The following is a 12,381-nucleotide window of genomic DNA, read 5'->3' as shown; positions in this document are numbered from 1 at the left end:
AATAATTTCCATGTGGGCCACTTCCGGCGCCCTTTTAAAGGGCGAAATTCCGCTCCAGAAAATCAGTGGTCACACCCGTGCGGGTGAATTCGGGATGACTGAGAATCTCCTGGTGCAACGGAATGGTCGTGTGGACTCCGGGACCGGACACGTCGAACTCGGCGAGCGCGCGTCGGGCGCGGTCCAGGGCGGTGGCCCGGTCGGGGCCCCAGACGATCAGCTTGCCGATCATCGAGTCGTAGTAGGGGCTGACGCGGGAGCCGGGCACGTAGTCGGTGTCGACGCGGACCCAGGGGCCGCCGGGGACCCGGTAGTTCTCCAGCAGGCCGGGGGTGGGCGCGAAGTCGCGGTCGGGGTCCTCGGCGTTGATGCGGCACTCGATGGCGTGGCCGCGCACCACGACGTCCTCCTGTTTGACGGAGAGCGGGGCGCCGGAGGCCACCCGTAACTGCTCGCTCACGATGTCGACGCCGGTGACGAGTTCGGTGACGGGATGCTCCACCTGGATGCGGGCGTTCATCTCCATGAACCAGAAGGTGTCGGCGGCGGCCGGGTCGGTCTCCAGCAGGAACTCCACGGTGCCGGCGCCCCGGTAGCCGACGGCCCTGGCCCCGGCGACGGCGGCGGCGCCGAGCCGTTCGCGCAGTTCGGGCGAGATGTTCGGGCCCGGCGACTCCTCGACCAGCTTCTGGTGCCGGCGCTGCACCGAGCAGTCGCGCTCGCCCAGGTGGATCGCGCCGCCGAAGTCGTCGCACAGCACCTGGATCTCGATGTGCCGGGTGCGGGTGAGGTAGCGCTCGATGTAGACGGCGCTGTTCTTGAACACGGCCTGGGCGCCGGCCCGGGTGCGGGCGTAGGCGTCGCGCAGGTCCTCGGCTCGGTGGACGACGGTGATGCCGCGTCCGCCGCCGCCCGCCGCCGCCTTGATGATCACCGGGTAGCCGATCTCGCGGGCGATCTGTTCGGCGCTGTCGGCGGAGTCGACGGGTTCGGTGGTGCCGGGCAGCAGCGGCAGTCCGGCCTCCGTCATCAGCCGGCGGGCCGTGGCCTTGTCGCCGACGTTCTCCATGACGTCGGGCGGCGGGCCGATGAAGGTGACGCCGGCGTCGGCGCAGATCTCGGCGAAGTACGGGTCCTCGGAGAGGAATCCGTAGCCGGGGTGGACGGCGTCGGCGCCCGTCCTGAGTGCGGCGCCGATGATGTTGGGGATGTTGAGGTAGCTGCGGCTGGGCGCGCCGGGCCCGATGTGCACGGACTCGTCGGCGGCCCGCACGAACCGGGCCTCGGCGTCCGGGGTGGAGTACACGGCGACCGTGGGCACGCCCAGGTCGCGGCAGGTCCGGATGATCCGCAGCGCGATCTCGCCGCGGTTGGCGATGAGCACCTTCTCGAACATGGCGGTCCGCCTCAGCCGGCCGGGACGAGGTCGATCAGGGGCTGGTCGTACTCGACGACCTCGCCGTCCTGGACGTGGACGGCGTGCACGACGCCCCGGACCTCGGCGGTGATGGAGTTGAGCAGCTTCATGGCCTCGATGACGGCGAGTTGCTGTCCCGCCTCGACGGTGTCGCCGACCTGGACGAAGGGGTCGGCGCCCGGGGAGGGGGCCTGGTAGTAGGTGCCGACGAGGGGGGCGGTGACCTGGACGACGCCGGCGGGCGGCTGCTGCGCCTCGGCGGGGGCGGCCTGCGCGGGCGGGGCCGCCGACGCGACCGGCGCGGCGGGCGCGACCGCGGCGGCCGGCGCCGCGGGGGCGTTGTCCCACTCCACGTCCACGCTCAGGGAACCGGCCCGCAGCGTGATCCGCCGCAGGGTGCCAGGGAGTTCACCGGCGAGCAGGCGGGTCTGGGCCCGCAGCTGCTCCACCGTCAGGTCTGCGCCGTCCTCGGCCGTGGTGTTCAGCTCAGTGCTCATCGTGCGTCTCCCAGTCCACTACGGGCTGCAGTTGCGGATCCCCGAAGCGGTCGTACCGCCTCCGTCGGGCTGCGACGAGTTGCTCGCCGTCGAGGTCGAGCAGCGGGGCCAGGGCGTGCGCCAGGGCGTTCTTCACCGTCAGGGCGGTGGTGTGGGGGGCGGTGTGGGCGCCGTCGGGCGGTTCGGGCACGACGCCGTCGACCACGCCGAGGCGGAGCAGTTCGGAGGCGGTCAGCCGCAGCGCGTCGGCGGCGCGGTCCGCGTGTTCGGCCGTGCCGAAGAGGATCGTGGAGCAGCCTTCGGGGCTGATCACCGAGTAGTAGGCGTTCTCCAGGATCAGCACCGTGTCGGCGACGCCGAGCGCGAGGGCGCCGCCGCTGCCGCCCTCTCCGGTGACCACGGAGACCACGGGGACGCGCAGCCGGGACAGTTCGAGGATGCAGTCGGCGATGGCGAGGCTCTGGCCGCGCTGTTCGGCCTCGATGCCCGGGAAGGCGCCCGGCGTGTCGATGAAGTTGACCACCGGCAGCCCGAACCGGTCGGCGAAGCGCATCAGCCGCAGCGCTTTGCGGTAGCCCTCGGGATTGGGCATGCCGAAGTTGCTGCGCACCAACTCGGCGGTGTCGTGGCCCTTCTGGTGCCCGAGGACGACCAGGCTCTGGCCGCCGAACCGGGCGATGCCGCCGACCAGCGCGTGGTCGTCGCCGAAGACCCGGTCGCCGTGCAGGGCCACGAAGTCGTCGAAGACGTGGCCGAAGTACTCCAGGGTGGTGGGCCGCCCGATGTCCCGGGCCAGCGCGACGGTCTGGCGGGTGGTGCGGGTGCTCGCGACCGGCGTGGTGCGCACCGCCTCGGGGCCGGTGGCGTCCGGGAGTTCGGGCAGCGACGGGCCCAACAGGGCTAGCAGCCGCGCCAGTTGCTCGCGCTGGTTCTCGCGCGGTACGACGGCGTCGATCATCCCGTGCTCCAGCAGGAACTCGGCGCTCTGGAAGCCGGCCGGCAGTTCCTGGCGGATGGTGTTGCGGATGACCTGGGGTCCGGCGAAGCCGATGAGGGCGCCGGGTTCGGCGAGGATGACGTCGCCGAGCATCGCGAAGGAGGCGCTGACGCCGCCGAAGGTCGGGTCGGTGTTGAGGTTGATGACGGGCACGCGGGCCTCGCGCAGTGCGGCGATCCACTGGGCGGTCTTGGCCATCTGCATCAGCGACAGCGCGCCCTCCTGCATGCGGGCCCCGCCGGAGGCGGCGATCAGCAGCAGCGGCAGGCGCTGGGCCAGCGCCTGCCGGGCCGCGGCGGCGACGGCCTCGCCGACCACCGTGCCCATGCTGCCGCCCATGAACGTGAAGTCGAGGACGGCCACCACGACCGCCCGGCCGCGCACGGTCATCCGGCCGGTGAGGATCGCGTCCTGCCGGCCGGTGCGGGCCTGTGCGTCCCGCAGCCGGTCCGGGTAGGGCTTGCTGTCGCTGAAGCCGAGCAGGTCGCGCGGCGCGTAGGTGTCGGGGAACGCCTCGAAGCTGCCCGGGTCGGCGAGTTGGCCGATCCGGACGTCCGGCGGGATGCGGAAGTGGAAGCCGCACTCGGGGCACACCTTGAGGTTGCGGTCCAGGCGTTTGCCGTAGACGAACGAACCGCAGGAGGCGCACCTGCGCCACTGCACGTCCTGCTGCGCGGCCCGTACGGGCGATGGGCTCGGCGGGCTCTGTGACACCTGCGGGCTCATCGGCGGCTGCGGAATCTGTGGCATCTGTGGGGTCGACACGAGGGCTCCCTCCCTCTCAACTGCCGTCGCCGGACGGCACCGGAGCGGACCGCTGCGGCCGGTGCGCGGTGGCCGCGCCGAGGCCGAACGGCGGCATGTTGCGGTAGACGGTGTGCGTGCGCGCCGGGTCCACGACGTACGCCTCGTGGTAGATGCCGACCGCTCCGTTGTCGCCGACGGCCCGGTTGAAGCGGGCCCAGGCGGGCCGGTGTTCGGCGTCGAGGTCGTGCGCGTACGCCATCAGCTCGTCCATCGAGCGCCAGTACTGGACGACGACGACCGTGCGGGCGAGCCAGGTCCGGGCGGCGAGGAAGCCGTACTCCCGCTGCCGGTGCAGCTCGGTCAGCATGCGGATCATCGCCAGGAAGGAGGGCACCCAACGGTGCACCTTCCAGAGGCTGTTGACGCGCATGCCGATCAGGAAGACGACGGTGCCCGCGGGCGGATCGGCCACCTGGGGCACGCGCTGGACCTCGACTGCCACGGGGACTCCTCAGAAGGGGTACGTGCGGGGCGGCGTGCTGGTCGTGCGGGTCCGCCAGCGGGTGAACGCCTCCAGGGCGGCCCGGCCGCCGAAGCCGGAACCGTTGCCGGAGGCGCCGACGCCGGCGAAGGGCAGGGCGGCGTCCTGGACGACGGGCTGGTCGCCGACGTGCACGACACCGGTGTGCAGCCGGTCGGCGATCGCCTCGCCGCGCGTGGTGTCGCCGGTGTAGACGGCGGCGGTCAGTCCGTAGTCGGAGGTGTTGGCGAGGCGGACGGCGTCGTTGTCGTCGGCGAAGGGGGTGACGGTGGCGACCGGTCCGAAGACCTCGGTGTGGAAGACGTCCAACTGCTCGGTGACGTCGGCCAGTACGGTCGGCGGGTAGTACGGGGGCAGCGGCCGTCCGCCGGTGACGAGCCGGGCGCCCTGGGCGACGGCCTGCTCGACGGCGTTGGCGACGGTGGTGAGTTGACGCCGGTCGATCATCGGGCCGATCTGGGCGTCGGAGCGGTGCGGGTCGCCGATGCGCAGGGCGTCGGCGTGCCGGGCGAGCGCCTCCGTATAGGCGTCGGCGATCGAGTGGTGGACGAGGTGGCGCCGGGCGGACATGCAGATCTGGCCCTGGTGCAGGAAGGAACCCCAGGCGCCGGCCGCCGCGGCCTCCTCCACGTCCACGTCGTCGAGGACCACGAAGGCGTTCTGGCCGCCGAGTTCGAGCACGACCCGCTTGAGCAGCCGGCCGCAGGCGGCGCCGACCTCGCGGCCCACCTCGGTCGAGCCGGTGAAGGACACCATCACCACGTCGGGCGCCTGGACGAGCGCCGCGCCGGTCTCCGCGTCGCCGTGCACGACCTCCAGGACGTCCGGCGGCAGGCCCGCGTCGGCGAACACCTCGGCGAGGAGCCGACCGCCGCTGAGCGGGGTGTGCGGGTCGGGCTTGAGCAGGACGGCGTTGCCGAGGGCGAGCGCCGGGCCGACCGAGCGGGCGGCGAGCAGCAGCGGGAAGTTCCAGGGCACGATCACCCCGACCACGCCCAGCGGGACGCGGGTCACCTCGGAGGCGCGCGACGGGTCGTCGGCGGGCGGGTGCGGGAAGCCGGGGTGACGGGCGAGGGCGGCGCCGTGGCGCAGCTCCTGGGCTGACTGGTAGACCTCGAAGAACGCCTTGCCGGGAATCGCGCCGCCCTCCCGGACCAGCAACTCCTGTGCCTGCGGCGCCCGTTCGACCAGCAGCTCGGCGGCCCGCTCGACGATCGCGGCCCGCTCCTCGGCGGGCGTGGCGGCCCACGCGGGCGCGGCGGCCCCGGCCCGCCGGCCGGCCGACGACACGTGCTCGGGCGTGCACAGCTCGACGGTCCCGAGCGGCTCACCGGTGACGATCTCCCGGCTGACCAACTGGGTCTCGGTTTCGGCGAGGGTGGTCACCTGGGTACCTCGGTTCCGTCGGAGGTGCGTACGGAGGCTGGGGGGTGGGACGCGCCCGCCGTGCGGGCCGGGCAGCCGGTGCAATCGGCCTCCACGGCCGCCGGGGTACCGTCCCGGTCCAGCGCGCGGCGCAGTCTGCGCAGGCAGCGGGTGCGGATGGGGCCGACCGAGCCGAGCGGCATGGACAGGGCGGCGGCGATCTCCTGGTAGGAGGCCGGCGGATCCTGCAGGGCCCGTAACAACAGCTCACGGCACTGGTCGGAGAGGCTGTCGATGGCGCGCAGCACCTCCTGGCCGCGGTCGGCGCGCAGGGTGATCTGCTCGGGGCTCTCGTGGTGGTCCAGGAAGTGCTCAAGCGTCGCGCTGTCCCCGACCATCACCAGGCGCCGGTCGCGGGTGGCCGCCTTGATGGCCTCGCGGCGGGCCACGGTGGCCAGCCAGTCCCCCAGCCGGTCCGGGTCACGGATGCGGTCGGCGTTCTGCATCAGCCGGAACCAGGTGACCTGCCGCACGTCCTCGGCGTCGACCCGGCTGACCCGGTGGCTTCGCGCCACCGACCAGACCAGCCGGCCGAACCGGTCGACCGTCTCGTCCCACGCCTCCGCCTCCCCGCGGGCACAGCCCGCGAGCAGCTCCGCGTTCCCCTTCGCCGGCATCGCTCGTCCTCCGTCTGCGACCGCCCGCGCTGTGGCGGGATCCGGCTTCCATGCAACACACCGGACACGGTGGCCGGATACGGATGACGGCGTCAGGTAGCGGTCATGCCAGGAGTGGACAGCGCGGCGGTTCATCGCACGCCGCTCCGGGAGACGCCCGGCAGCAGCTCGGCCATGGCCGACCGCAGCCGTACGGGGATCGGCCCGGCGTCGTCCTCGCTGGCCCGGATGGCGATGCCGAGCGCGAACCGGTCCCACACCTGGAGCACCTGGATCTGCCACAACGGCCGCTCGGGCTCGGGGATCTCCTCGTCCACGACGGCCAGCCCGCCGCCCCGCAGCCGGTGCACGGAGAAGGCGTCGAAGCCGCGCGCCATGCCCATGCCGGTGGCCTTGGTGTACGCCTCCTTCGCCACCCAGGAGTCCGCGAAGGCGTGCCCCCGCTGGTCCTCGCGGTCGCGGCGCAGCACCTCCTGCTCCAGCGGCGTGAAGACCTTCGGCGCGAACCGGACGGCCTCGGGGCGGGCCGGGGTGTTCTCGGCGTCGACGCCCGCGGTACGGCCGCGGACGACGATCGCGGCGATCAGCCCGTTGGTGTGGGTGAGGTTGAAGTCGAGCCCCCAGTCGGCGCCGTGGACGCTGGGCCGGCCGAACCTGCCCTTGTCGAAGCGCCATTCCTCCGGCGCCACGTCGGCGTACTGCGACAGCACCTCGCGGGAGAGCAGCCGGGCGCCCAGGAAGCGGGTGCGGGCGGCGGGGAAGAGCAGCCGGTCGTGCCGGGCGCGTTCCTCCTCGGTGAGCAGTTCGAGGCCGCCGGTCGCGGCGGCGAACTCCTCCACGTCCTCCTCGGCGAGCAGCCAGACGTCCGCTCCGCCGGCCAACGGGTCGTCGGCCGGCTCGCGCGCGGTGTCGGGGGCCTCGGCGGTCACGGGCATCTGCGGGTCACCAACTCACCTGGAACGGACGGAAGGAGAACAGCCGGCCCGCGCGGTGGGCGTCCGCCATGACCTCGGCGACGGCCTCGATGTCCGCGGGTCCGGTCGTCCACCGCGTGGGGTGGAAGCGCCGCAGCAGCCGCTCAAGACAGAGCAGCAGCACGGCGGGCGAGCGCAGCGCGGGCGCGAAGCTGTCGCGTCCCCGCAGGTAGAGATGGACGCAGGCGGCCGCCGCCGACACCGCCGCGTACTGCTTGGCGAGGTCGTACAGCTCCGCCGACTGCCCGGCCCGGCGCCCCTGTTCGGCCACGAGCTTGGCGTGTTCGTCGGCGAGCCGGTGCACCTCGTCGGCGAGCAGCCCCGCGGTCTCGGCACAGCCGGCCAGCCAGCCGGCCTCGCGCCCCTCGGCGGAATCGGCGGCCCGGCGCAGTTCGGCGACGGCCGAGCGCAGGGCGAGCACCGAGTCGTCACCACCACGGCTGAACAGCTGCTGCGCGGCGGGCTCGTACGGATTCATCGGATGCGCGGGGTCGAAGAGCCGCCCGGTGGCAGCGACCGCTTCCGTCACCGGACCCGGCTCCTGCGCGACCGCGTTGGCGAGCAGGGCGGGCAGTTGGAGCGCGATGTTCTTGAGGTTCACCACGGTGTTGCCGTCGGCGAAGTTGGAGATGGCGAAGTCCCGCAGCACCTTCTGGAAGATGCCGTGGCGGGGATGGGCGCGCAGGTAGTAACGGGCGCCGAGAACGGTGGTCAGCCGGGCCAGGGTCTCCTCAAGCAGCGTCGGCACGAAGTACTTCACGACCGAGGACCAGATGCTGGCCTGGGCGGGCGCGAGCTGGAGCGACCGCACGGCACCGGTCGTCAGCGCGTCGGCGATCAGCAGCTCGGCGAAACTCTCCGCCAACTGCCTTTGGGAGTACGGCACTTCGAGCACGGTCCCGCCGAAGATGACGCGTCCGGAGGCGAAGTCGAGGGTGGAGCGCAGCGCGGTGTCGACACAGCTCATGGCGATGCTGGAGATGGCGATCCGCGCCAACTGGCTGCTCTTCAGCGCGACTTCGAGCCCCTGCCCGACCCGTCCGACGAGCGCGGAGTCCGGCACGAAGCAGTCGGTGAGGCGTACGCCGCTCATGTCGAGCCCGCGCAGTCCGTGCAGGGGCTCGTCGCGCAGGTGCGCCAACTGCTCTTCCGGAATCCCGTCCTTCTCCACGGCGAAGATGGAGTAACCCCCGGGCCCGGCCTTCTCCGAGGTCCGGGCGAAGACCATGACGGCGGCGGCGACGGTGGCGTTGCCGATGGTCCACTTCTCACCGTTCAGCAGCCAGCCGCCCTCGGTCCGGCGCGCGGTCGTCTCGTTGGCGAGGATGTCGCTGCCGTGCCCGCGCTCGGACAGCCCCCAGGCCAGCTTCCGTCCGGCCCGGATGGCGTCGGCGAAGTGCTGACGCTGGTCGGGACTGCCGGCGATCCACACCGGCATGTAGCTGAGGCTGGTCAACACCATGGCGGTCGCGGAGGTGGGGTCGCGGCGCCCGACGAGACGGTAGAGATTGAACCCGTCCTCGACGTGCACGGCCTTGCCTCCGTTGGCGGCCGGCACGATCCAGTCGTACAGCCCCCAGCCCGCCAGCACGTCCACGAACTCGTGCGGGTACTCCTGGCGTTCGTCGAGATCGAGGATGCGTGGGTACGGCATGGGGCCGGTGGGATCCCAGGGGTCGCCGAGGTACGCCTCCAAGTCCCCCATGAGCGCGATGAGATCGGTCATGACGTCGCGTCCCCCTCCTCGGACTCCGGTCGTCCGTCGGACAGTTGGACCGGGAGCGCGGTGAACAGGAGCCCGGCCGCGTCGAGCCGGGTGAGCGCGCGCACGGCGGGCGGCAGTTCGGGCGCGGCCTGCCGCGGGTCGCGTCCGTCGGCGAGGGCGAGCAGCACGGCCAGTACGGCGGTGAGCCATCCGCTGCCGCCGGGCTCCTCCCCGTACAACCCCCGGTCGGGATACGCCCGCCACGCGAGGACGGCCGCCGCACCGGCGTACAACAGGCAACACCGCTCGGCGAGATCAAGCAGCTCGGCCGACGCTCCGAGCCCTCGGGCCCGGTCCCGCTGGGCCTCGGCGGCGGTGGCGAAGGTGTCGGCCAGCGCGGCTCGCAGCTCACGCACGAGCTCCGCGCCACGCTCGTCCCCACCGGCCGCAACCTGCCGGGCCGCGCCCTCTGCCTGCTCGACGAACCCGAGCAGCACGAGGTCCTTGGGCCGGGCGGAGAGGTCGAGGGCGGCGGGGTCGAGGTCGGGGAGTTGCTCGCCGAAGGCGAAGAGGGAAGCGACGTCAACGGGTGCCGCAGAGGTCTGAACGGTGCCCGGATCGACGGGTAACGACGGTGCGTAACCCGGGAGTTGGACGGCTATCGCCCGCAGAACCCCGAAGGGACTCGTGTCGATGGTCTCGACGATCTCGTTGTCCCGTCGGGCCTTGTCGACGACGGCGCCGGGGCCGTGGGCCAGGACGGCCCGCGCGCCGAGGAGGGTGCGGGAGCGGGTGATGGAGGAGGAGGTCAGGCGGGTGGCGACGCGTTTGACGACCGAGGAGCACAGGCCGAATGTGGCCGGTGAGAGGTGGACATAGCGGGCCGCCGTCAGGGAGAGGAGATCGGCCGCGAACAACTCCGCGGCGGCCACGGCCAGTTCGCGCGAGCCGTATCCCGTGTCGGCGACGCGGACGCCGCCGACCCGCCTGTCACGGGTGAACCGCAGAGCGGTACGCAGGGCCGTGTCGGCGGTGGCCAGGCAGGCCCCGGTGCTGAGCAGACGCACCACCTGTTGGGCCCGCATCGCTCCCGCGAGGCCACCGCCCACGGCCCCGATCACCGCCGCCCGCGGCACCGGGGTCCCTTCGAAGACCAGGTCGGCGAAGTCGATCCCGCGCATCCCGGTGACGGTCTGCGCGGGCTGCCGCCGTACCCGGTGGGCCAACTCGCGCGGCCCGAGCAGCACGGCCGTGAACGCGGCCGGTCCGCGTTCCGCCGTACGGGCCACCACGACCACCGCGTCGGCGGTGGCGCCCCGCCCGACGAGCCATTTGCGGCCCCAGAGCCGGTAGCCGTCGCCCGTCGGGTCGAGCTTGGCCTCACCGGCGAGGACATCGCTGCCGGCCTGTTCCTCGGAGAGCGCGAACGCGATCGTCCGCCCCTCCTGGACCCAGTCGGCGACGGTCTTCGCCTGCTCGTCCGAGCCGGCCGCGAGCACCGTCAGCACGGCGGAGCAGGACAGCAATGTGGCCGGCATCAGCGCGGCGTCGCGCCGGGCCGCCACCCGGACCAGGAGCAACGTCTCGTCGAGTCCGCGCAGCGTGCCGCCCAGCGACGGCGGCAGATAGGCGAGCGGGAAGTCGACGGAGTCGAGTCGGGCGGCGAAGGCGTGCGGGAAGTCCCCACGGGCGTCCCGGGCCGCGCCGGCGGCGAACCCGTAGACGTTCTCGGCCCGCCAGGGATCGCCGAGCAGATCGTCGAGCCGCGCGACGGCGGCGAACTCGGCGCTCACGGCCGTATCTCCGGAACTGCTCACAGCCGTACCTCCAGATCCGCTCATGGCCGTACCTCCAGGGCCTGGTCGGGCTGTGGTACCGGGTAGTCGGCGATCGCCGGGGAGAGGGCGAGGCCGGCCGCGCGCAGCATCGACAGACGTTGGTGGAAGGCGGCGCCGGCCATGATGTGGCGGGCGACGTCGGCGACATGACGGTTGCGCGGGGCGGCCAAGTAGGTGCCGCGCACCCAGGAGTTGAAGCTGCCCATCGACGGGCCGCACCAGATCTGGTAGTCCACGGCGCGGTCCGCCTCGCCCGTCTTCGCCCAGCGCGAGGCCATGCCCAGGTACCAGCGGAAGACCAGCGCGGCCCGCCGCTTGGGACTGGCGGCGGCGCGGGCGAGCTGGTCGGGGTCGCGGCGCTCGAAGTAGCTGACGGTCTCCGCCCAGACGTCCTCCAGGGGGCGCCGGAAGATCTGCGTCTCGATCCGCCTGCGGGCCGCCGCCGGGAGGTCGTCGATGCCGTCGTGGTTGCGGTAGAGCTCGTAGAGGAGTCGGGCCCGCATCGGGAAGAGCGTGCCGCGCTTGAGGACTTGGAGCTCTACGCCCATCTCGAACATGTCGGCCGCGGGCGCCATCTCGAAGTCGGCGAGGTCGGCCTGCGCGAGCATCTCCTTGACCTGGGTGGAGGTACCGGCCTCGACGCAGGACTGGTTGACCGACCCGGTCACCACGTAGTCGGCGCCCATCGCGAAGGCCGCCCAGGCCGCCTCGGGGGTGCCGATGCCGCCGGCCGCGCCGACCCGGATGCGCGTCGGGTACCCCAACTCCTTCATCAGGGCGTCCCGTTGACGCATGATCACGGGCAGCTGCGCGGGCAGCGGGCGCCGGTCGGTGTGGCCGCCGGAGTCCGCCTCGACAGTGATGTCGTCGGCGAGCGGCATGTGTTCGGCCAGCCGCGCCTGCTCCGCGGTGATCGCGCCCTCCTCCAGCAGCGCCCGCACCATCGCCTCGGGCGCGGGCCGGATGAACTGCTCCGCGATCTCCGTGCGCGAGATCTTGGCGATCACCTTGTTCTCCGCCACGACCCCGTGCGGCCCGCCCGCGCGCAGCCCGGCGAGCCGGTAGCGCACGATGTGCGGGGTGAGCCCGAGGAAGGCGGACGCCTCGACGCACGGCACCTTGTGGTGCAGGTAGAGGTCGATGGCGGTGCGCTCCAGGCGTTCCTCGCTCGGGCTGTGGATCAGGTTGCAGGCGTACGGCAGTCCGGGGATCTCGGCGGCGAACCGGCCCAGCGCCTTCTCCACCGTCTCGGGCAGCAGCCCGGCCGCCCCGTACGAGGCGAGGTAGCCGGCCCGCGCCATGGCGATCACCAGGTCGGCGGAGGCGATGCCGTTCGCCATCGCGCCGCTCATGTACGCCTCGCGCACGCCGTACGCCGCCAGGAAGGCGCCGCTGCCCAGGCGTTCGGGCCCCATCGGCGGTACGGCGGCGACGACCTCGTGCTCCCCGCCCGCTCGCACGCTCCCGCCGACGGCCGCGCCGAGGCCGTAGCGTCCGCGCAGGATGTAGACGGCTTCGTCGAGACGCGCGAGCGCGTCCTGGATCCCGGTCTCGCCGACCGCCGGTTCCCCCGGTCCGCTCCACCGCGGCCGCGGCTTTTCGGTGCTCATGGATGTGTCTCCT

10 protein-coding genes are annotated in these 12,381 nt (G+C 72.8%); all 10 read right to left on the bottom strand.

The genetic code is table 11. The features are described from left to right. Window positions 1-34 precede the first annotated feature (34 nt). The 10 genes from accC to M2283_RS20780 all read right to left on the bottom strand — a co-directional run bounded on the left by accC (window position 35) and on the right by M2283_RS20780 (window position 12,368). Window positions 35-1,396, bottom strand: coding sequence for an acetyl-CoA carboxylase biotin carboxylase subunit (accC, locus tag M2283_RS20825; RefSeq protein WP_280877822.1), 1,362 nt, complete (start codon window positions 1,394-1,396; stop codon window positions 35-37). A gap of 11 nt (window positions 1,397-1,407) precedes the next feature. Beyond that, complete coding sequence (accB, locus tag M2283_RS20820; protein WP_280877821.1) at window positions 1,408-1,914, bottom strand: acetyl-CoA carboxylase biotin carboxyl carrier protein; 507 nt, start codon at window positions 1,912-1,914, stop codon at window positions 1,408-1,410. Further along, window positions 1,904-3,676 carry an acetyl-CoA carboxylase carboxyltransferase subunit alpha gene (locus M2283_RS20815; RefSeq protein WP_280877820.1) on the bottom strand — a complete coding sequence of 591 codons (1,773 nt, stop codon included), beginning with the start codon at window positions 3,674-3,676 and terminating at the stop codon, window positions 1,904-1,906. The genes accB and M2283_RS20815 overlap by 11 nt, the downstream gene beginning before the upstream one ends. Window positions 3,677-3,692: 16 nt before the next feature. Further along, window positions 3,693-4,160 (bottom strand): DUF4188 domain-containing protein, encoded by a 468-nt coding sequence (locus tag M2283_RS20810; RefSeq protein WP_280877819.1) that lies wholly within the window; start codon window positions 4,158-4,160, stop codon window positions 3,693-3,695. 9 nt (window positions 4,161-4,169) lie between these two features. Then, window positions 4,170-5,585, bottom strand: coding sequence for an aldehyde dehydrogenase family protein (locus tag M2283_RS20805; RefSeq protein ID WP_280877818.1), 1,416 nt, complete (start codon window positions 5,583-5,585; stop codon window positions 4,170-4,172). Then, complete coding sequence (locus M2283_RS20800; RefSeq protein ID WP_280877817.1) at window positions 5,582-6,241, bottom strand: RNA polymerase sigma factor; 660 nt, start codon at window positions 6,239-6,241, stop codon at window positions 5,582-5,584. Before M2283_RS20800 ends, M2283_RS20805 begins: the two co-directional genes overlap by 4 nt. 131 nt (window positions 6,242-6,372) lie before the next feature. Further along, window positions 6,373-7,176 (bottom strand): 4'-phosphopantetheinyl transferase family protein, encoded by an 804-nt coding sequence (locus M2283_RS20795; RefSeq protein ID WP_280877816.1) that lies wholly within the window; start codon window positions 7,174-7,176, stop codon window positions 6,373-6,375. 7 nt (window positions 7,177-7,183) lie between these two features. Next, window positions 7,184-8,941, bottom strand: coding sequence for an acyl-CoA dehydrogenase family protein (locus tag M2283_RS20790; protein ID WP_280877815.1), 1,758 nt, complete (start codon window positions 8,939-8,941; stop codon window positions 7,184-7,186). Next, a complete protein-coding gene (locus M2283_RS20785; RefSeq protein WP_280877814.1) occupies window positions 8,938-10,713 on the bottom strand; it encodes an acyl-CoA dehydrogenase family protein in 1,776 nt (591 codons plus the stop codon). The genes M2283_RS20790 and M2283_RS20785 overlap by 4 nt, the downstream gene beginning before the upstream one ends. Before the next feature lie 44 nt (window positions 10,714-10,757). Continuing rightward, complete coding sequence (locus tag M2283_RS20780; protein ID WP_280877813.1) at window positions 10,758-12,368, bottom strand: PfaD family polyunsaturated fatty acid/polyketide biosynthesis protein; 1,611 nt, start codon at window positions 12,366-12,368, stop codon at window positions 10,758-10,760. Between the last annotated feature and the right edge of the window lie 13 nt (window positions 12,369-12,381).

The organism is Streptomyces pseudovenezuelae (genome assembly GCF_029892565.1).
Classification (GTDB): Bacteria; Actinomycetota; Actinomycetes; order Streptomycetales; family Streptomycetaceae; genus Streptomyces; species Streptomyces pseudovenezuelae_A.
Note: the sequence above shows the minus strand (reverse complement) of the source record. Positions and strands in the feature narration are given on the sequence as shown.

What these genes read in the sequence shown, in the direction of transcription:
- accC (WP_280877822.1), bottom strand. Translation starts at nt 1,396, where the DNA reads ATGTTCGAGAAGGTGCTCATCGCCAACCGCGGCGAGATCGCGCTGCGG.
- accB (WP_280877821.1), bottom strand. Translation starts at nt 1,914, where the DNA reads ATGAGCACTGAGCTGAACACCACGGCCGAGGACGGCGCAGACCTGACG.
- M2283_RS20800 (WP_280877817.1), bottom strand. Translation starts at nt 6,241, where the DNA reads ATGCCGGCGAAGGGGAACGCGGAGCTGCTCGCGGGCTGTGCCCGCGGG.
- M2283_RS20795 (WP_280877816.1), bottom strand. Translation starts at nt 7,176, where the DNA reads ATGCCCGTGACCGCCGAGGCCCCCGACACCGCGCGCGAGCCGGCCGAC.
- M2283_RS20790 (WP_280877815.1), bottom strand. Translation starts at nt 8,941, where the DNA reads ATGACCGATCTCATCGCGCTCATGGGGGACTTGGAGGCGTACCTCGGC.
- M2283_RS20780 (WP_280877813.1), bottom strand. Translation starts at nt 12,368, where the DNA reads ATGAGCACCGAAAAGCCGCGGCCGCGGTGGAGCGGACCGGGGGAACCG.